The organism is Neotamlana nanhaiensis (assembly GCF_000943555.1).
In the GTDB taxonomy this organism is placed as follows: domain Bacteria; phylum Bacteroidota; class Bacteroidia; order Flavobacteriales; family Flavobacteriaceae; genus Neotamlana; species Neotamlana nanhaiensis.
In genome coordinates this window covers 398,137-421,801 of the sequence record NZ_JTDV01000001.1, presented here as the reverse complement: position 1 = coordinate 421,801, position 23,665 = coordinate 398,137, and the positions used below count along the sequence as shown (strand labels likewise).

The following is a 23,665-nucleotide window of genomic DNA, read 5'->3' as shown; positions in this document are numbered from 1 at the left end:
ACATGACATATACATATAATATAACGGGAATGACCTGCAATGGTTGCAAAGCTTCGGTAGAAAAAAACTTAACCGCTTTAGATCGCGTAACCGATGTTGCGGTAAATCTAGAAAAGGGTGAAGCCGAAATAACAATGAGTTCGCATATTTCAACCCAAGATTTACAAAAAGCATTACCCGAAAAATACCAGATAACAGAGAAAAAAGAACGCAATGTTTTTGAATCATCAAACGCCATGAGCATGCCTGCAGAAAGCAAAGAAAGTAAGTTGCAACAGTTAAAACCGTTGTTACTTATTATTTTTTATATCGTTTCTGCTAGTGTGTTGTTGCATTATAAAAATTGGTCTTGGTCGGCATTTATGCTAGATTTTATGGGATTATTTTGCATCGTTTTCAGCTTTTTTAAAATGCTAGATTTAAAAGGATTTCCAGAGTCGTTTAGTATGTACGATCCGTTGGCAAAACGCGTACCTATTTACGGTAAAATTTATCCGTTTTTAGAAACTGCATTAGGACTAATGTTTTTAATGCGATTTCAAATTGAACTGGCATTAATTATAACCTTAGTTATTTTAGGAATAACAACCATTGGAGTAACAAAAACCTTGCTTGATAAAAAAGCCATTCGTTGCGCTTGTTTGGGTACAGTGCTTAAATTACCAATGACGGAGGCTACACTTATTGAAAATGCCATTATGATTGTTATGGCGGTATTAATGTTAATTTTTTAAAATGAAAAAGTATAGCATATATTTTATTATTCTAATTGTTGGCGTGTTTTTAGGATGGCTCTTTTTTGGTGGTTCATCAAACGAAAATCCTTCGCATGAGCATCAAGATCAAGCGCATACCAAGCAACTTTGGACTTGCTCAATGCATCCACAAATTATGCAACCAGAACCTGGAGATTGTCCCATTTGTGGCATGGATTTAATTCCTGCTGAAGCTGGTGCGGATGGTTTAACCGCTAATCAATTTAAATTAACACCCAATGCCATGGCTTTGGCAAACATTCAAACCACGGTAGTTGGAATGGCTGGAGCTGAAAATGATAGCATTACCTTATCGGGAAAAATTGCCGAAAACGAAGAAGAAAATGCGGTGCAAGTCAGTTATTTTTCAGGAAGAATTGAGCGACTAAATATAAATTTTACAGGAGAAGAAGTCCGTAAAGGCCAATTATTAACAACTATTTATTCGCCAGAATTATATGCAGCTCAGCAAGAATTAATTACTGCGGCTTCCTTAAAAGCGTCGCAATCAGCATTATATAAAGCGGTAAGAAATAAGTTGAAGCTTTGGAAACTTTCCGAAAATCAAATCAACAACATTGAAACAACAAGTAAAGTCATTGAGAATTTTCCCGTTTACGCAACTGTTTCAGGAACTGTAACCGAAAAATTAGTTGCCGAAGGCGATTATATAAAACAAGGACAAACATTACTCAAAATTGCAAATTTAAATACTGTTTGGGGAAATTTTGATGTTTACGAAAATCAAATCAGTCTATTCAAAAAAGGGCAATCGGTAAACGTTTATACCAAAGCGTTTGCTAATAAAACGTTTAGTGGTGTGGTTGATTTTATCGATCCTGTTTTAAATTCTAAAACGCGAACGGTAAATCTACGCGTCCAGTTAAATAATAAGGACGCTGTTTTTAAACCCGGAATGTTTGTTTCCGCAAAAATTGAAGCTGTAAATAATAGGAGTGAAGCTACATTGCTTGTGCCAGCATCGGCTGTACTTTGGACGGGAGAACGTTCGGTGGTTTATGTGAAGTCCCAACCTAATGCACCAATCTTTGAAATGAAAGAAGTAGCACTAGGAAATAAAATAGGCAGCAATTACGAAATTTTAAACGGCTTAGTTTCCGGAAGCGAAATCGTTACTAATGGTACGTTTACAGTAGATGCGGCAGCGCAATTGCAAGGAAAAAAATCGATGATGAATAATCTTAATAAAAGTGACTCTGGAGAAGATTTTTCAAATCGCTTAGAATCGCCTGTAGCGTTTCAACACGAACTAAATATCGTATACAACAATTATATTAAGGTAAAAGATGCATTAGTTGCCGATGATGTTAAGCAAACCAAAGAAGAAATCAATGCATTGTTGCAGAATTTAAGTCATATTAATATGGAGTTATTAAAAGGTGATGCTCACAATTATTGGATGATATTACAAAATGACATAAAAGCAGCTTCACAAGAAATTTCTAAAGCTTCCGATATTAAAATACAACGTAATCATTTTAAAGTATTATCAGATAACATGATTCGTGCTATAAAATCATTCGGCATAAATGAAACTGTTTTTGTAGAATATTGCCCGATGGCAAATAGCGATAAAGGTGCATATTGGTTAAGTAAAGAAAAACAAATAAGAAATCCATATTTTGGTGATGCCATGTTAACTTGCGGAGAAGTAAAACAAATCATAGAATAACACCATATATTATAGAAAAATAACATAACAAGAGAATTAATAGAATAACATATAAAATTAGAACAATGAAAAGAACAATTTTAAGTTTGGCAGTAGTAGCTGCTATCGTATTTACAAGTTGTAAAAGTGAAACAAAAAAAGAAACAGAAACAGCAACCGAAACCACTAAAGATTTAGCTTTAGCAAACACCTCATTTGGTGTGCGTGGTAATTGTGGTATGTGTAAAAGCACCATTGAAAAGGCGGCAAGTAGTGTAGAAGGTGTTGCAAATGCAACTTGGGATAAAAATAAAAAGACCATCGATGTAGCTTTTAATAGCGATAAAACTAACGAAATGGCAATCCATAAAGCTATTGCAGCTTCTGGTTACGACACCGATAAGGTTTCGGGAAATGAAGATGCTTACAAAAATTTACCAGGTTGCTGCCAATACGACCATGAGATGGAACTTGGCAAGTAAGAAGCGTTAGTTCAAATTTACCCTAAAATGCTGTTTTACATAACGATAAAACGGCATTTTTGGTTTTTAACAATACAATGTTGATAAATAAATCGATAAAACGCTTGTTTTTTACGATAAATTACATAAATTTGCATCAGAACCCTAAAGTCTATGTAATGAAAACCAAAGTTATACTCCTTATTTTCAGTGTTTTTTTAATGGCAAATTCTGCTTTTGCACAAAAAAAGAAAGAAGCCCAAAGTATTATTAGTGAAAAAGTAGCTATTAGAAAATACCATAATAAAGCCGAATTACAGGCGATGCAAAAAGGGGAATTACTTACCTTATATATAGAGCGTATTGAAAGCTTAGTGAAAACCTTACCTTATATTTCTTTTGCTACAAAGCCAGGTATAACAATGACTACGCTAGGAATTCCTAATACAAGTGATAATCGTAAAATGTTGGAAACGCAGTTTGAAGAAACTGATAAATATCTTGAAAGTACTAAAGAATTTCAAAATACATTTTTACCTTATTCCGATACAAAAAACTTAATTGCAGCGATACTGTTTTATGAAGAAATTATGAAATCGCTACACGAATTTAGTGAGTTTCGATAATACTCTTATTTATTTTTAGTTTGTGTTAAAAAAGAAGTGATTTAAGCTTCTTTTTTTTATTAAATTCCAAAAAATAATAAAATGCACATAGCAAAACGAAGACAATTGTGTATTTCATCGATAAAATAATGAAAATACATGTTGATTTTGTGTATTTTAACGTTAAAATTGGTATTTTGTGGATTTTATTATATTTTTGAGTAACCATATTAATAAGCTTCCCCAAAGCTACTAATAACCTAAAATTATGACTATGAATAACGTTACTAAAGTGTTATGGATTTGCCTGTTTATTGCGGGTAATACGTTTGCACAACAAGAAAAAGGAATTTATGGCGCAACCAATTGGCTAAATTATTGGACTGAATTTAAATCTGCAACAAAAGATTACGGCGAGCCTAATAAAATTTTAACGGGAGATATTACCAAAGACACCAAATTAAATAAACGCGATATTTATTTATTAGTAGGTAATGTTTTTGTAAAAGATAGCGCCACACTTACTATTGAGCCAGGTACAGTTATAATTGGCGATTACGAAACTAAGGCTTCGTTAACGATAACCCGAGGCGCAAAAATTATTGCCGATGGCTACGAGACCGATCCTATAGTTTTTACTTCAGAAAAAATATCGAAACGCCCAGGCGATTGGGGTGGTATTATTATATTAGGTAATGCGCCTTCAAATAAGTTTGGAAATGGTTCGGTAGCACAATATTATCATAATTTAGAACCTGCTGCCTATGCTAGTGCAAATTTTGGCGGGGTTAACGCCGATGATAATTCTGGGATTTTACGCTATGTTCGCATTGAATATGCAGGTAACAGATTACGTAATATAGGGTATATGAATGGTTTACTGTTAGCTGGTGTTGGTAGCGAAACCATATTCCAAAATGTTATGTCAAGCTATTCTGCTGGCGATTCTTATAAAGTATGGGGCGGTGCACCGCATTTAACCAAAATGGTGTCGTATCGAGCATCTGGTAACGATTTTAAATTTAATTTCGGCGCACAAGCCATAGTCGAAAATTCTATTGCTATTCGTTCGCCATATGTATCTAACAGTGAGGTAGCTCGTAGTTTACAAGTGAAATCATATAATAATGTACAAGAAGTCGATTTCTCTAAGAAAAATACTTTTGTTGCCGCAAAAAACCTAACTTTTGTAACAGCGAGCGAGAATATTAATGCCGATATTGAAAAAGGCTTGGTTAACGAAGCGGTTTATGTTGGCGAAAATGCTGCGTTAGATTTAAATAAAAGTGTAATTTCTGGGTTTAATCCAGCTGTGGTTTTTCAAAATACCATTAGGATTAACCAAGAAAGTTTAGATAAAATTAAGTTTTCAGAAATGTATTTTAATAACTGTAACGGAAATATTTTTATTGAAAACAACACTAATAACGAAGATTTAGAAAACTGGTACGGTAATAGCGCCTTTTTTAATGTATATTCTAAAGGTGAAGATTCTGAAACTTTTATAGATTCTAAAAATGAAAAGAAGCCAGATTTTAGACTCAGAATTAACAAAATTATGGCCACTAATATCGATCCAGATTTAGATAACGATTAAGCATGTAACCCAACAACCATACGCCCCAAAGCTAATAGTATTCCCAATTTAATTTAAATACCACATTGTTGGGACATCTATTTATACCAACCAAACTTTATAAGAGTAGTAAAAAGTTCGCGGGACGTTTTTAAAAAGTAATAAAAATGAAGAACTTAAGCATTACTTTTATACTGGTGTTAGCCATGGTTTTGCCAAAATTGCTAAACGCTCAAATAGTAATTGGTAAGCCAAGTTTGGGGTTTACTCAAGCCTGTGCAAGTCCGTCGTTTAATGAGTACAATGTTACATTTACATTCTCACCAAATACGGCGTTGTTAGCTTCAAATCAATTTATTTTAGAATTATCTGATGCTTCAGGCGATTTTGCTAATGCCACAACCATATACACATCGGCCGAGGGTGAAATTACAGCATCACCAGCTACCATAACCTTTGCGTTTCCCGATACTGTTTCGGGCGAGGGCTATAAAGTTAAAGTTAAAAGTACAGCTCCTGTGGCATCGAGTACGCCATCCGTAGCATTTGCTGCCTATTACAAAATTCAAGACACACCGTTTTCAATAAATAATTTAATTTCAACGGGTGTATTTTGTGCAGGTGGAAGTTATTTGCTAACGGTTGATAATCCTGGTAATCCCGATAACGATTCACCGCTTCAATATCCAGCATTAACCTTTAATTGGCGTAGAGTAATTACCGAAACAACTTCAGTAGTTGTACATACAGGTTTAACTTTTGAAGTTACCGAAGCAGGAACCTATTTTGCCGAGACAAATTATGGCACTTGCACATCCAACTCTTACTCTAACCGTGTATCAATTACGCAATCAGCTTCAGGCAATGCTTCCGAAATAACTTCAAGTTTAGGTAACCCGTATTGTGCGAGTGCTGGCGAAACCACCTTAAGTGCTATAAGTGCAAATGCTTATCAATGGTATTTAGATGGGAATTTAATTGAAGGCGCTACAAATCAAATGTATAAAACCAATCAATCGGGGTTATATGCTGTCGATATCGATTTAGGCGGTTGCAGTACTACGGCTTCAATCGATTTAGATACTATGACTTTTACAAGTAGTATAAATGTAGAAGAAACATTTGCTTTAATTGAAGGAGAAACTGTTTCGGTAAGTGTTTCCACTGATGCTAACGAACCTAAGTTTCAATGGTTTTTAAATGAAACTGAAATTTCGGGCGAAACAAATAGTACGCTCATTGTTGACAAAACGGGCGATTATAGCGTAATTGTTACCCAAACCAGTGGTTGTGAAACTGTACTATCACATCAATTCAAAGTTTCTGAACCTTTCCCAGATGTCGAAAATATTCCCAATACCATTAGTCCTAATGGTGATGGTATAAACGATACTTGGGTTATTCCGCAACATTATGTGAGTGGTTCAAATTCCGAAGTTACTATTATAAACTCGCAAGGTAAAGTGGTTTTACAAACTAATAATTATTTAAATAACTGGCCCGAGGAAACCATTGTGTTCACAAGCATTAATCCGGTGTATTATTACATTATAAAAGCAGAAAATAACCAAACCAAAAAAGGATCGATTACGGTAATAAAATAGCATGAAAAAACTAGTGCCATACTTAATTTTAGTTGTTTTGTTTTTGCAGCATCTTAGTGCGCAGGAGCAAGATGGCGTTGTGGCTTTACAATTACCAGTAAGAAATTCGTTGCGTTTTAATAAATATGCAATAAATCCAACCTTTAGTTTTGTTCGCGAACAAAATAAATATATCAGTATTACAAATAAACGTGAGTGGATGGGCTTTGAAAACGCACCACAAACCTATTTGTTTAGCTATGCTGGTCGTTTTAAAGAAAATTTAGGCGCAGGTTTAGGTTTGTTTCAACAAAATTATGGCGTTTTAACTACATTTGGAGGTGTAGTAAACGTGGCTTATAATGCGGTTATAAATCGCGATCAAAATTTAACCTTCGGACTTAATCTTGGAGCCTATAAAAGTGGTATTAACCAAGGAAGCGTTGTTACAAATTATCAAGATCCTTCATTACAAAATATTCCGTCAAATACATTAATTACTATCAATCCTGGAATTAATTATGGTACTATGTTTTTCGATTTTGGCGTGTCTTTAAATAATGTTGTAGCTTATAATTTTACAACATCAACCATGTTAGAAAATAACCCAGAGCAATCCGTTCAAGGTCATATCATGTACACGGGATATTTAGAAAGTCGTGGGTTTTTCGATGAAAGTAAATTTACGGGTTTTGTGCGTTCCGAATTTAAAAAAGAGCAAACTATAGTTTCAGGCGTGGTCATGCTTACCGTACCTAAAGGTGTTTGGGCACAATTGGGCTATAACACGCTTTACGGTGCATCTGGAGGTGTAGGATTTAATATTACAAAAACTATTGCTTTAGAATATAATTACGAAAAAGCAATTGGTGATTTGGCTAGTTTTGGTAGTTCTCACGAATTAACTTTAGCTTATACATTTAATAATAAAGACAAGCGTTTTCTTTATAATGGCGACGACGACGAGCAAGCATTATTAACATCTAGTAAAAAGCGTAAAAAGCCGGTTACTAAGCGTAAATCAACTACAAAAACACCAATTGCAAAACCTAAAGCAACACCTAAGGAAAGTAACCAAACGGATAAAAAGCAAGCTGAAGCGGAGGCATTAACGAAACAAGAAGAAGAACGATTGGCAGCCGAAGCCAAAGCCAAAGCTAAGGCGGAAGCAGAAGCGCAACGATTAGCCGAAGACGCTAAAAAACAAGCTGAGGCGGAGGAATTAGTGAAACAAGAGGAAGAACGATTGGCAGCCGAAGCCAAAGCTAAGGCGGAAGTAGAAGCGCAACGATTAGCCGAAGAAGCTAAAAAACAAGCAGAAGCCGGTGCATTAGTGAAGCAAGAAGAAGAACGATTGGCAGCCGAAGCCAAAGCTAAGGCCGAAGCAGAAGCGCAGCGATTAGCCGAAGACGCTAAAAAACAAGCTGAGGCGGAGGCATTAGCGAAGCAAGAAGAAGAACGATTGGCAGCCGAAGCCAAAGCTAAGGCGGAAGTAGAAGCGCAACGATTAGCCGAAGAAGCTAAAAAACAAGCAGAAGCCGGTGCATTAGTGAAGCAAGAAGAAGAACGATTGGCAGCCGAAGCCAAAGCTAAGGCCGAAGCAGAAGCGCAGCGATTAGCCGAAGACGCTAAAAAACAAGCTGAGGCGGAGGCATTAGCGAAGCAAGAAGAAGAACGATTGGCAGCCGAAGCCAAAGCTAAGGCGGAAGTAGAAGCGCAACGATTAGCCGAAGACGCTAAAAAACAAGCTGAAGCCGATGCATTAGCGAAACAAGAGGAAAAACGATTGGCAGCCGAAGCCAAAGCTAAGGCGGAAGCAGAAGTGCAACGATTAGCTGAAGAAGCTAAAAAACAAGCTGAGGCGGAGGCATTAGCGAAACAAGAGGAAGAGCGATTGGCAGCCGAAGCCAAAGCTAAGGCGGAAGCAGAAGCGCAACGATTAGCTGAAGCGGCCGAAAAAGCATTAGATACAGTAATGTTAGATGGCGTACTAATTCCAGTTTCAAAGGATAGGGAATCATTAGAAATGAAAAACCTAACCGAATTAACTGTAAGTGCTAAAATTGAACAGCAAAATTTAATACAACGTTTAAAAGAGGCCGTTGCGAGCAGAAAACAAGATTTAGCCGATTTAAAAGAAGAAAACGATTTAAGCGAGCAAGGAATTTATCAGCAGCCTAAACCTTTCAAAAGTGTATCGGCCGAAAATGCTAAATTAGAAGCCATAAAATTAGAAATTGATAATGCCTTAGAGGCTCAAAATAAGCGTATTGCTGAGTTAGAGGCCTTGTATAAAGCGCGTCTAAAAAATACACGAAATGCTAAAGATGAGGTAAATACGTATTACGCTGAAGAAATAGATAAATTAAAATCGGAACAAACCCAAATTTTAAAAACTAAGGAAACTTTATTGCAGCAGTTAGTTGAAATTAAGGAAGCTACCGATTTTGAAAGAAAACGTCGCATAAAGCGTGCCGCCTTCGATAACGAACAGGCACGTTATAATAAAGATAGAGCGGCACTTAAGACATTAAAAGAAACAACCTCAATTGCCGATAATGCCCCAGTAATTAGCGATTTTGATTTTGGAGAAGTTATACCAAATAATATTGTAATAATTAATCGTGTCGATAATGTTGAAGCTGGATACTATTTAGTGTTAGCGGTACATTCTAGTACGGATAAGCGCGATGATTTTGTTCGTAAAGTCATTCAATCTGGTAATAATGCTGTCGATTTCTTCTACGATGTTAATACCAGTAAATACTACGTGTATACCAAGGCGTTTGGTAGCTTAACGGAGGCTAGAGCTGCAATGCAAAATAGTGGTACTTCTGCCTATACCAGTAAAGCATCAATTGTAAATATTCAAAATTAATACAAAAAATACTACAAAATATTTAAGTTTGATAGACGCTTGACGTTTTTATGTCGTTAAAACGCATAATTTTTCTGTTAAAATTACTTATGTTAATAAAAAATTCACGATATTTACATCGTTTAAAGGCTATCAAAATAGGATTAGGTGAATTTAAAAGTAAGAATAATCTGGTTTTTGAGTCTTTAAGCAGTTAGAAATTTGATTTTGTACCCAAAGCAAAATGCACTTTAAAAATTCTCCTGCTTATGAAAAAAAAGTACTTTTTAAAAATTGTTCTAGCTATAGCACTAACATTAGGTTGTTATAGCAGCTTTTTTGGGCAAAATTTAGTGCCGTTTTCTCCAAGGTACGATCAAGCCATTAAGGGTGATATTCTTTTAATTGGTAACAGTAATGTTGGTTTACATCCTACAAATCCTTATAATGGTAACGATACTAACGATAGAGCAAATGCAGCAGTTCATGTAGATATTGATGGTGATGCGTCTACGTTTAATTCTAGTAGTGCCGACTTAAATGTACCAGACGATGTAACTTGTTATCAGGTGGTTTATGCAGGACTTTATTGGAGTGCCGTGGTAGATGGCAATTCTCCAATTTCTGATGTTAAATTTAAAGTGCCTGGTGGTAGTTATGTTGATATTACAGGAACACAGGTATATTACCAAAATGCTTCAAACGACAGAAACTCTAATACCTATGTATATTACCATGATGTAACCAATATGGTAACTGCCTTAGCCGATCCGGAAGGAACTTATGCGGTGGCAAATATTTCATCTTTAGTTGGTCCAAAGCCTAATTCCGAAGGTCTTTCGGCAGGTTGGTCTCTTTTTGTAGTTTATGAAGACCCTCTATTGCCAAGTAAATACATTACATCGTTTGATGGGTTTACAAGAATAACCAGTACCATAAGTGAAACCTTTCCTGTTTCTGGTTTTAGAACGATACCAACAGGGCCAGTTCGCGCTGAATTTGCTTTTAGTACTATTGAAGGAGATCGGCGGTATTCTGGCGATTATTTAAGACTTAATGGAAATACTATTGATGCAACAAACAATGCCGGTACTGTAATTAGACCCGGCAATAACTTTTTTAATAGTACGGTGTCGTACATCGACCCAAACACCAATACGCCAGAACTTTTTACAGCTCGAAACCCTAACGGATCGAACACCTTAGGTTTCGATGCAGGTATAATTAGTATTCCAAATGCAGGAAATTCAATTATTGCTAATAATGCAACAAGTGCTACCATTAGTTTAGGTAGTAATTTAGATATTTATTACTACTATTTTAGTGCTTTCGCTATCGAAATTATTGCTCCAAATATAGTTTTAACGAAAATTGTAGAGGACGAATTTGGTAATGATATTCGAAACCAAGAAGTAAATTTAGGAGACGAACTTTATTATACCATAGGCTTTCAGAACACTGGAAATGATGATGCAACCAATTTAACAATACGTGATATTCTTCCAGAAAATGTTGTGTTTAATTACCCAACAGATTTAGGCGTTTTACCACCTGGCGTTACTGTACAAAGTTATGATGCTGCGACACGTGAAATTATTTTTGCGGTAGATGAATCTGTTGTTGAAGAAAACGATCCGGTTACCGAAATTAGATTTATGGTTACGGTGGTATCATCGTGTAGTTTATTAAACGATGCTTGTTCTAATATTGTTAGCAATCAGGCATTCTCTACATATCAAGGTACTATTAATACCGATTTTACTATTTCCGATGATCCAAGTTTTGCAACCAATACTGGCTGCTTGTTAACGCCTGGAGCAACTAACTTTTTAGCCGATATTAATTGTACTTTCGAGGAAGAAGTTATATTGTGTGGTGCAAGTACAACCTTAACAGCAGGTTCTGGTTACGATGCCTATTCGTGGTCTACAAGTCCTTCTGGCACGCCAGTAATTGGCACCGAGCAAACACTAACAGTAACCGAAACAGGTACGTATTACGTACATAATTCAGCGGTGGCACCTTGTCAATCTACCGATCAAGTTTTCGAGGTTATTACTTTTGGTGCTGGGGTTACTAATCCTTTAATTCCTTTTGCAGATCAAGTTGTAACTTGTCCTAATGATGGTAAAGAATTGCCTAATTTTTATTTATGTGGCGCTAATGATACCAGACTCATTGAAACTGGTATTACAGATACGACTTCAATAATTTGGGAAAAGTTAGATGAAAGTAGTTGTACAGCAGTAACAAATCAAGACTGTGCGAACGAAGATGATGCTTGTACTTGGAACCAAGTAGCTACAGGTCCAGATTATACCATTGATACCGAAGGGCAATACCGATTAACATTAAATTATGATGGAGGTTGTTTTAATCAATTTTATTTTAACGTCTATACAAATATTTTAGTACCCAATGTAACAGCAAGAGATATTTATTGTACAACACCAGGTGAAATTAGAGTAGGTGGTGTACCAAGTGGATACGAGTATAGTATAGATGGTACAAACTACCAAACAAGTAATGTGTTTACCGTTACAACAGCTGGTTTATACGAGGTGTTTATTCGTCAAATTGGTGTTACGCCAAATCCGTGTATTTTTTCTGTACCAGATGTACAAGTTCGCGAGCGCGATTTTACAGTATCAACTATTATTAATCAGCCCTTGTGTTATGGCGATTTAGGAAGTGTCGTTTTAGCTGCTAACGATGTGCGTCCGCAGTATTTCTTTTCAATTTATCAAGGGGCTACTTTAATAAATAATGTTGGTCCAATAAACGATAATAATTATACCTTTAGTAACTTAAACCCTGGTACATATACTGTTAACGTTTCTACCGAAGATGGCTGTGAATATTCCCAAGATATTGAAATTAATAATCCGCCAGAACTTACAGTAACAGCGGCATTAACAACACCTCTAACCTGTACAGATGGCGAAATTACTATTTACCCTGTTGGAGGTACACCACCATATTCATATTTTATAAATAGTACAACCGTTTTCCAAGGAACACCTACATATAGTGTAACAAATGCAGGAACCTATAATATTACGGTTGTAGATTATAATAACTGTTCTGCTGAAACCTCCATAGTTGTAGATGCTATTGATGTGCCTACGTTTACGGTATCATCTAATAACATATTATGTTATAATGCTAATACAGGAGAAATTACTTTTAATGTAAACGATGCAAATGGTTTTACAGTAGAATATAGTATAGATAATGGTGTAACTTATAGTACTTCACCTATATTTTCAAACTTAAATTCAGGTACTTATACTACGCAGGTTCGATTTACATTAAACGGTGTAGAATGTTTAAGTGGTACGCAAGATTTAACCATTACCCAACCCGATAACGCATTAACGGCTGCTAGTGGTGTGTCCGAATTGGCCGGTTGTGGGCCAAATGGAGAAGGTCGTGTACGCATAACCAATCCGCAAGGTGGAACGCCTCCTTATGAATATAGTTTTGATAATCAAGCCACATGGAGTGCTACAAATAGTGCTTATGTTATGCCTGGAACGTATACTTTATATGTAAGAGATGCGAATGGTTGTATTTATGCTATGCCAGAAATAACATTAGCTCCAGAGCCAGTGGCACCTACAATTATAGTAAGTGATCCAGATTTTAACTGTGATGGTACAGCGAATACAACGGTAACTGTTACGAATGAAGAGACAGATTCTTTTACTTATACCTATTTATTAGATGGTGTAGAAAACACAAATACGTCAGATCCAAGAACATTTTTAGATGTGCCTCAAGGATCTCATGTTATTACAGTAAGGTATCAATTAGATAATGTACCAACTTATAGTAATTTATTAAACGAAGATTTTGGTTTCGGACAAGAAAACGTAGAATCTTCAGGAATTGAATTTTACATCTTTGAATCTCAACATAGGCCAGGTCCTGGGCGTGGTGGCATTAGTGTAAACGACGGTGAGTATTCTGTTACTTACAATATTGAAAGTCCGTTTGGAGCTTGGTGGAATCCTGCCGACCATACTACAGGAAATCGTTCTAGTTTTGGGAGATACTTATTGGTTAACGTAGGCGATCCATCAACCACAGCAGGAATTTCTTTAGATGATAATTTCTACAGAAAACGTATTACAGATATTATACCAAATCAGACGCTTAGAGTTAATTTGTTTGTTGCGAATGTTGTACGTTCTAGTAGTCATATAATTGAGCCAGATTTACTATTAGCTGTATTAGATCCGGCTACGGGGAATATTGTATCTTCAATAACTACAGGGAATATTCCTAATAATGAACAGTGGATTGAGTATAATTTGGAGTTAAATCCTGGAGCAAATACAACTTTAGATTTTGTTGTACGTACTAATATTTTTGGAATTAGTGGAAATGATTTGGCTATTGATGATATTCGCGTATATCAATTACCTGTTTCTTGTATTACCGAAGTAGATTTTCCATTTGTTGTTCAGTCTGGAAATGAATTTACTGCCGATGTAACTGGTTTTAGTAATGTATCTTGTTCAGGAGCATCAGATGGTTCTATTGAAATATCTGTAGAAAATTATGATACTAACAACGGATACCAATATTCTATTGATGGCGGCACAACTTGGTTAACGCAAACCACTTCACCGTACACTATAGATAATTTATCTGCAGGAAATTATACGGTTTTAGTTAGATATGAAGATGCTGCAGATACATGTGAATTTTCATTGGATCAAGAGATAACAGAGCCTTCAGCGTTAAGTGTTTCTATTTCACAAACAGCACCAACATGTTTAACAGGAGCAACATTAACAGCTTCTGCTACAGGAGGTACTGCTGCTTATACATATGAATTATTAGATACTGCTACGTTAACTTTAGTTGAAACTTTCCCTACTAACGGTGTTCTTGCAGATGTAGCAGAAGGAGATTATACGATAAGAGCGACTGATGCTAACGGTTGTACAACAACAACCACAGTTTTAGTAATAAATCCGTCGGCACCAACAGCAACAGTTACTGCAACTAGCGGATATTGTTATAATAGTGGTAGTGGTATAACATTAGAGGTTTCGGCTTCTGGAGGTTTAGCACCTTATGAGTATAATATTAATGGAGGTGCATTTACATCCTCAAACACATTTAACAATTTAACACCAGGTACTTACGATATTATTGTTAGAGATGCAAACGGGTGTACAGTAACTTTAGATACCGAAACCATTGCAACTGAATTACAATTAAATGCAACAGTTTTAAAAGGATTAGATTGTACAACAACTCCTGATGCCGAAATAGAGATTAGTTTTAACGGTGGCTATACACCATATGCAAGTTATGAGGTGTCTAACGATGGCACTACATTTACTGCAATAGCACCAACACCAGCAGCTAGCCCGTTTACTTATGTTGCTTCAAGCAGCGGAACCTATTATTTTAGAATTACAGATGCTGAAAGCTGTGTTGCAGAAGCTTCAGTTGTTATTAATCCAATAACCAATCCAACGGCAACAGAAACAGTTATTAATCCTTTATGTAATGGTGATGTTAATGGATCGGTACAAATTGTAGTTTCAAACGGACAAGCACCTTACGAATATAATTTTGATTCAGCTGGATTTACATCAGCATCATTTTATGATAATTTATCCGAAGGGACTTATACTTACGTAGTAAGAGATGCTAACGGTTGTATTTATAACGGATCTGCAACCTTAACAGCTCCAACAGCATTAGCGACATCGCATACTGTTACAGGTTTTTCTTGTAATGCTTCAAATACATTCGATCCAGCTCAAATAACTATTGCAGTACCTACAACAGGAACAGCTCCGTATTTATATAGTTTTAATGGTGGCGGATATACTTCAACGAATACATTAACAATTAACGATAATGGAAGCGACCAAACTATAAATTATTCGGTTAGAGATGCTAACGGATGTATTTATAGCGATAGTGTTACTTTAACGGCTTTAAATCCACCTTCAGATTTATCATTTTCTGCAACGGCGGTTACCTGTTTAATAACTACTAGCGATGTTACTTTAACCGCTACCAATGGTGTAGGTATATTAACTTATAGTATTATATCGCCTGCAAGTGCGACATCAAATACTACAGGAGCTTCTACAGGAATTTTTACAGGATTAACACCGGATACTTACGTGTTTAGAGTAACCGATGAAAATGGTTGTTTTTATGAAGAATCATTCACTATAACTCCAGTTACAAATATTGTAGTAACAGGAACCTTAATTGCCGATGTTGATTGTTTTGGTGATACCACAGGAGCGATAACATTTGATGTTTCAAATTTTGGAAGTACTTATAGTTATACCGTTGATGGAGGAACAACTGTTGTTACAGGACAAACAGGACCTTCTATTTCGTTAACCGGTTTAAATGCTGGGGCTTATACTATTGAAGTGACCGATGAGGCCACTGGATGTACCGATACAACTTCGGTTACCATTACGGAACCTTCAAGTGCGTTGGCTGTTTCGGCAACTACAACAAATATTTATTGTGATGACGATACATCACAAATTACGGTATCAGCTTCTGGAGGAACTCCAAATTACACTTATGCAGCCGTTGTTTCAGGTGCCACAGCGCCAATAGCAACAGCGTATTTAAATAGCAACGTAATTACGGTTGATACTAATTCGGCAACCAATTTAACTTGGGATGTGTATGTTCGAGATAATAATGGTTGTATCACCTTTACAACAGTTAATATCTCTCAAGATGCAACGCCTATATTAAACCCAATTGCTCAGCAATGTTATATTGGAAGTGATTTAGTTGTAACATTAAGCGGATCGGTATCTGTAGGAACAGCCATGTATAGTATGGGAACGGGTTATCAAACGAGTCCTAATTTTACTATCACATCACCAGGAACTTATACTTTTACAATTCGAGATGACAATGGTTGTACAGCCACACAAACGTTGGTTGTTAATCCACAATTATTAGCCAATGCATTGCTTACAACTGATATTGCTTGTTCTGCACCAACCGATGCTACTATAGATGTAAATATTTCAGGCGGATCAGCTTCATATACCACTTACGAAGTATCTACAGATAGTGGAGCAACTTATACAGTAGTTACACCAACACCAACAGGAAGTTCATTTACTTACAATACAACTGTTGCTGGTACTTATAGATTTAGAATAACAGACACTAATAATTGTAGCGTTGAAACTAACGATATTACTGTTACAAACCCTGTAAACCCTGAGATTTCTTTAGTTACCCAAACAGCATTCATTACGTGTAGTGGTGAAGCTAATGCGGCTATTGATGTTACCATTAATACGACTTTAGGAACACCTCCATATGTAATAAACGTATTTAATAATACCACAGGAACAGATTATGGTACCCAAACCGCAGGATTAGCAGCAGGTAGCTATACGATTACAGTAACCGATGCTAAAGGTTGTACCGATACAGATACTATTACTATAACAGAACCAACACCCGTGGTTTTATCGCATACCGTAACGCCAATAACTTGTGGCGCAGGCGGTGTTTCGTTAGGAACAATTACTATTAATTCGGTTTCTGGTGGTACACCAAATTACACCTATCATGTAACTGGTGTAAATGGTTATGATAATGCTATTACCAACCAAAATGGTTCAACTGCAGTATTTGAAGTAGTTGATTTTGGTTTATATGAAATAATAATTACAGATGCTAATGGGTGTACTGCAATGGTACAAAATATTCTTGTGGCCTCACCACCAGACGATTTAGATATTTCTGTAATTGCACCACCAGCAGATTGTTCAACTGGAGGATCTGCAACGGTATCAATAGGAACGCCGTTAACAGGATCAGGACCATTTCATTTTGCGATTTACACAGGTCCTGGAATGGTTTATACAGCGCCAACAACGGCACCATGGCAAGACGAAACTTTACCAGGACAAACTACTTTTATAAATTTAGTGCCTGGAGCAACTTATACTTTTGTGGTTTACGATGAAGCTACAATGTGTTATTATTATGAGCAAGCAGATATTCCTATTCCAACAAACTCAACCTTAACAGCATCGAGTGTGGTGCCAAATAATATTACCTGTACAGGAAGTGCCGATGGAACAGTAAGTTTTAATATTAATAGCACTTATGGCGTTGCAACCAATGTAACTTACGATATAAGAGAATCGTTATCGTTAAATCCAACAGGAGTTTCTGGAACAGGAACTGTACCAGCCAATGGTACATTAACAGTTACTAATTTAGGAACTTTAGATTTTGGAAATTATGTTATTGTAATTACTGAAGATTCGGGTGCTACAAATGAAGGTTGTAGCGTTGTTAGTACCGAATTTAATATCACCGAATCTGCTATATTATTATCGGTAACGGCAATAGTTTCAGAAAATGCAAATTGTAATAATTTAGGAACAATTGTAGCTACGGCTAGCGATGGAACAGGACCGTATGAATATCAAGCAGTGGTTACGGGTAATCCTATTGTACCAGGAAATTGGTCTGCATCTAATGCATTTAATCTTGCAGGCGATGAAACTTACGATATTTATGTTCGCGATGCTTACGGATGTATTCAATTTGATACAATTTATTTACCTAGAGATGCCGAACCAACAATTAATACATTAACACCTCAATGTTATGTAGGTAATCCATTAGCAATAACTATTACAGGTACAACATATAATAGTGTTGCAACCTATAGTATTGGCGGCGCATACCAAACCAGTCCAAGTTTTAATTTAAGTTCGCCAGGAACTTATACATTAAGTATTCAAGATGATAACGGTTGTATTGCGTCAACTACTTACACTATTGATCCGCAGTTGCAATTGGATGCCGATTTAACTAAAGATTTAGACTGTACAACTACTCCAGAAGGAACCATTGTGTTAACACCAAGCGGAGGCACAGGTTCGGGACCTTATACTTATGAGTTAAGTTTTAACGGCGGTGCTTTCACCAATATTGGAAGCGCTACTTACCCAGTAACTACCTCTGGAACTTACGAGTTTAGAGTAACTAATAGTCAAGCGTGTCAAGCAACGTCTAGTGTTGTAACTGTTGATGTGTTAGGAACTCCAATAGCTACAGAATCTCATACCGATATAAGTTGTAACGGAGGAAGTAATGGTACTATAACCGTAACCGCTTCAGGTACAGAAGGACCTTATGAATATAGTATTGATAACGGAACGACATTCCAAAGTTCGAATGTATTTTCTGGATTAACAGCTTCAACCTATAATGTAGTGGTGCGCGATAGTAAATCATGTATTTCGGCTACTGTACCTGTTGTATTATCCGAACCAGCTATTGTTGTTGCAAATGCAACCTTAACACAAGGCTTAACCTGCGACGCTTCAAATGCATCGCAAGCCGCAACTGTTACTGTAACAGCAAGTGGTGGAACCGCACCATATACTTATAGTTTTGATGGTGGAACATCATTTTCATCGGCTAATACGTTCAGCACAAATGCATCTGGAAACGTAAGTATAGTTGTTATGGACAGTAATGGTTGTTTAAGTGCTACGGTAATACAAAATGTACCAGCGTTAAATCCACCAACCGATTTAGATTTTTCATCTACCAATATAACCTGTTTAGTAACAACAAGCACAGTTACGTTAACGGCCACCGGTGGAGATGCGCCATTAGGGTATGCTATTTTAGCGCCTGCAAGTGCAACAACAAACACTACTGGAGCTGCTTCAGGTGTGTTTACAGGATTATTGCCAAATACCTACACATTTGAAGTTACAGATGCCAATGGATGTACGTATCAAGAATCATACACCGTTAATCCTGTTACAAATATTTCGGTATCGGGACAGTTAGTTTCAAACCTAAGCTGTAACGGAAGTGCCGATGGTGCCATAACTTTTACAGTTTCAAATTTTAATAGCACATATAGTTATTCAGTAGATGGGGGAACCACAGTTATTTCTGGGCAAACGTCTAATACCATTGTACTTAATGGTTTAGCTGCAGGAACACATGCTGTTGAGGTAACCGACGAGACTACGGGCTGTACAGCAACAACATCTATTACAGTAACAGAACCAACAAGTGTTAGCATTACAGAAACAAGTAATGTAAATGCAAATTGTAATATTGGTGCTCAAGTAACCGTTAGCGCAAGTGGAGGAACGGCGCCATATACTTATGCTTTTGTTGAAGATGGCGTAACTCCAATAGCGGGAGATTATTCAAATAATAATTCGGCTATTCTAGATATTTCAGTAAATACAAATTGGGATGTTTATGTGTTAGATGTTAACAACTGTCCGGCAATGCTAGATGTTACAATCACATCCGATCCTTTACCAACAGTAACATTACCAAGTTTATCATCAAATCAATGTAACTTAACTGGAGATGCTTATACATTTACAATAGCCAGTACAACCGGCGTTGCACCTTTTGAATATAGTATTGATGGTGGAAATTCGTATCAAACAAGTGATACATTAACAGTAAATACACCAGGAGTTTATACTGTTACAGTTAGAGATGCCAATGGGTGTACCGCTACAAGTACCAATACTATTGAGGTATTTGATGCTCTAGGAATAACACCAGAATTAACAACAGTACCATCTTGTACAGATGATGATGGCGTTATAACTGTTAATGCTATTGGAGGCTCAGGAACTTATAGTTATGCAATAAGTCCAAATCCAGCAAGTGTAAGTTTAAGCGGAAATGTATTCTCTGGTGTACCATCTGGAACTTATACAGTTACCGTAACCGATGTAACTACATCTTGTACTAACGACGCAACTATTGTTTTAGATGCAGCAACACCAGTTACATTTACAGCAACATCAACCGATGTAAGTTGTAATGGCGGTAGCGATGGTACTATTACTGTAAATTTACCAGTAACTAACGATAACCCAATTTATACTTACGAAATAACGGCGCCAATTGTAGTGTCTGCTCAAACATCAAATGTATTTACAGGTTTAAGTGTAGGAACTTATACCGTTCAAGTGAATTCAGGAAGAGGTTGTGTTGCAACAGAAAGTGTTGTGGTAAACGAAGCGGATGCTATTGTAATTACAGCTCCAACTGTAGTAGAGTATGCTTGTAATTCTGGAGTAAATGCAGCAAATTATGCTTCAATATCGGTTTCTACTGTAACTGGCGGTTCTGGAAATTATACCATTTATGAGTTTATTAAAGGCGGAACAGTGGTGCAATATGGTGCAGAAACATCATATATAGAATCTGATTTTTCAGGAGGAACTTACACAATTAATGTGTATGATGATAATGGATGTGTTGGAAGCACCTCAGCAAGCATAACTCCATTTACAGCCATAGATAGTTTAGATATTACGGTTGATAATACAATTACTTGTACTAACGATGAAGACATCACAGTAACAGCAAATACTACTGGTCCAACACCAACTAATTTAGAATTTACTGTTCAAGATATTGATGCTTCGGGCGTTTATGGAAGTGTTTATAACCAAACCAATACCATAGGTATATTTACAGGATTACCAATTGGTAATTATGCCGTATCGGTTACAAATTTAGATACTAATTGTATTGTCGAGAGCGTACATTACGTGAACGATCCTAATACATTCGATTTAGAAATAGATTCTGTTGTAAATGTAACTTGTTTTAGTGATAATGATGGTAGTGTAAATGTAACGTTTGTTGATAGAATACCAACACCAACCGATGAATCTGGTGAGTTTAGTTATATTGTAACAGATACTTCTGGAGCTACGGTTACCACGGGTACAGTACCAAACGCGGGACCAACTACTATATCTGGGTTAACCTCAGGAACATATACCATTACAGCAAGTTTAACTAATACGCCATATTGTACAGTAGCACGAAACTTTACAATTGATGCCCCAACGGAAGCATTAACAATTAATGAAACCCATACCGAAATAACTTGTGTTTCTGGAAATAATGATGGTTCCATTACAGTTGTTGCAGCTGGAGGTTGGTTAGGTTACGAATATCAACTTGAAATTACAGGTGGCGCGGTAGTTGTACCTTACGGATCGAATCCAAATTTTCAAGATTTAACAGCTAACAATTATACAGCTAGTGTAAGAGATGTAAATGGATGTATAGCTTCGGTAAATGTGGTATTGGTTAATCCAGATCCTATTGTAGTTACCGCAGTTCCAGATACAACTTTATTATCTTGTTATGGTTATGCTAACGCAAGCATAACCGTGTCTGCAATTGGCGGTCAAGGTAGTAATTACACGTATACTTTAAATATGCTTTCACCAACTGTAAGTAGCTCAGGCCCGCAAACGAATCCAGTTTTCGATGGTTTAGCTGCAGGAACTTATAATATAACCGTAACAGATGGTTATAATTGTAGTGCTACTTCAGTGGATATAACAATTAATCAGCCTAACGAAGTACAAGCAAGCTTAGTAAAAGAAACATCGCAAACCTGTTTAACGCAATCTACTTTAACATTAAGTGCAACAGGTGGAACAGGTAGTTATGAATATAGTGAAACAGCTAATTTTGCTACAATTTTAGGATCATTTACATCGTCTGTAACATTCGCTGTTTCAGATGGAACATATCAATATTATGTAAGAGATGCGAATGGTTGTACATCAGTAGTATCAAATGAAATAACTATTGAACCTTTACCAACGTTAATAATTAATTTAGATGTAGTAAACGCAACAATTAATTGTTCTGGAGACACAACAGGTGTTATTATGGCTACTGCCGAAGGAGGTTTAGGAAATTATATTTATACTTTGGAGGATACTGCGGGTAATGCCATTACGCCAGTAACTCAAGATAGTCCGGGTGTTTTTACAAATTTACCAGCCGGTGACTACCAAATTAGAGTTGATAGTGGCGATTGTTTAACTATAAGTAACTCTGTTTCTATTACCGAACCAGATGCTCCTTTAACAGCAAGTTTTAATGTTTCAAATGTAACTTGTCCAGGAACTAGTAATGGTCGTTTAGAAGTAACCGCTTCTGGCGGAACAGGAATTATTAAGTATGCTATTTCACCAAGATTAGATCAATTTTTTGAAGAAGATACCTTCGAAAACCTTTCGGCAGGAACTTATCAAGTTATTGTTCAAGATGAATTAGGATGCTATGTGTTGTATGATTTTATTATTGAAGATCCTATTCCAGTAGTTATAACAATTGTTCCAGATTCTATGTATCCTGAAGCTTGTTCGGGCGATCAAGACGGCGAATTTAGTATAGAAGTTTCAGGCGGAGAAATGCCGTATAGCGTCGTTTTAGATGATCCTAACGGAACATATACCGTAGGAACAGCAACACAAACACTATTCGATTTTACGAATTTATCTGGTGGCGATCATATTGTTTATATTGTTGATGCCCTTGGTTGTGAATCGGAATGGAATATAACATTCCCAGAGGCGGTAGATTTTTCAGCTGAAATTGATGTTGAATATTGTACCAACGGAATCGATGCTACAAGTAATATGGTAACGGTAACCGTAGATGATACAAATATCGATTTAAGTGATATTGATTATGCTTTAGATGGTGGAAGTTATCAGCTTAGTAATATATTTACCGATATTTCTCCTGGAACACATTTTATTACCGTTCGCCATACCAATACCTGTGAAGAAATTATAGCTTTCGAAATTGAAAATTACAATCCATTAGCGATTTCGCTTGCTCAAGGCGATATGAACGAAATTGTTGCTACGGCCACAGGAGGTTCTGGTAATTACCAGTATACTTTAAATGGCGACGACCAAGGAAGTGAAAATAGCTATTTTATTTATGCTTCGGGCGATTATACCGTAACTGTAACCGATAGTAATGGGTGTGTGGCAACCACAACAGCTTATTTTGAGTTTATTGATGTGTGTATTCCTAATTACTTTACCCCAAATAATGATAACGATTTAGACGAATGGGGACCAGGTTGTGTGGGACAATATCCAAACATTACTTTCGATATTTTTGATAGATACGGACGTAAAATAGCAACGCTTGGTGTAAACGATACTTGGGATGGTAATTACAAAGGTAAGCCACTACCAACGGGAGATTATTGGTATGTTGTAAAACTTAACGATAGCAATGATAACAGAAGTTTTGTTGGACATTTCACCTTATATAGATAACAGATT

8 protein-coding genes are annotated in these 23,665 nt (G+C 36.5%); all 8 read left to right on the top strand.

Annotated elements, in window-relative coordinates; all coding sequences use genetic code 11:
* Nucleotides 1-2 precede the first annotated feature (2 nt).
* The 8 genes from PK35_RS01575 (at nucleotide 3) to PK35_RS17470 (ending at nucleotide 23,659) form a co-directional block, all read left to right on the top strand.
* Complete coding sequence (locus tag PK35_RS01575) at nucleotides 3-734, top strand: heavy-metal-associated domain-containing protein (RefSeq protein ID WP_044624893.1); 732 nt, start codon at nucleotides 3-5, stop codon at nucleotides 732-734.
* Between the two features lies 1 nt (nucleotide 735).
* Nucleotides 736-2,448: an efflux RND transporter periplasmic adaptor subunit gene (locus tag PK35_RS01570; protein ID WP_044624892.1), complete on the top strand. Its 1,713-nt coding sequence runs from the start codon at nucleotides 736-738 to the stop codon at nucleotides 2,446-2,448.
* A gap of 65 nt (nucleotides 2,449-2,513) precedes the next feature.
* The gene (locus PK35_RS01565) at nucleotides 2,514-2,909 is read left to right on the top strand and encodes a heavy-metal-associated domain-containing protein (RefSeq protein WP_044624891.1); all 396 of its coding nucleotides are present in this window, start codon (nucleotides 2,514-2,516) and stop codon (nucleotides 2,907-2,909) included.
* Between the two features lie 158 nt (nucleotides 2,910-3,067).
* Complete coding sequence (locus PK35_RS01560; RefSeq protein ID WP_044624890.1) at nucleotides 3,068-3,514, top strand: hypothetical protein; 447 nt, start codon at nucleotides 3,068-3,070, stop codon at nucleotides 3,512-3,514.
* A 253-nt stretch (nucleotides 3,515-3,767) separates the two neighbouring features.
* Nucleotides 3,768-5,090 carry a hypothetical protein gene (locus PK35_RS01555; protein WP_044625204.1) on the top strand — a complete coding sequence of 441 codons (1,323 nt, stop codon included), beginning with the start codon at nucleotides 3,768-3,770 and terminating at the stop codon, nucleotides 5,088-5,090.
* Between the two features lie 146 nt (nucleotides 5,091-5,236).
* Nucleotides 5,237-6,673: a T9SS type B sorting domain-containing protein gene (locus PK35_RS01550; protein WP_044624889.1), complete on the top strand. Its 1,437-nt coding sequence runs from the start codon at nucleotides 5,237-5,239 to the stop codon at nucleotides 6,671-6,673.
* 1 nt (nucleotide 6,674) lies between these two features.
* Nucleotides 6,675-9,530, top strand: coding sequence for a PorP/SprF family type IX secretion system membrane protein (locus PK35_RS01545; protein ID WP_044624888.1), 2,856 nt, complete (start codon nucleotides 6,675-6,677; stop codon nucleotides 9,528-9,530).
* Nucleotides 9,531-9,778: 248 nt separating this feature from the next.
* Entirely contained in the window at nucleotides 9,779-23,659 is a 13,881-nt protein-coding gene (locus PK35_RS17470) for a T9SS type B sorting domain-containing protein (RefSeq protein ID WP_044624887.1), read from the top strand.
* Nucleotides 23,660-23,665 lie beyond the last annotated feature (6 nt).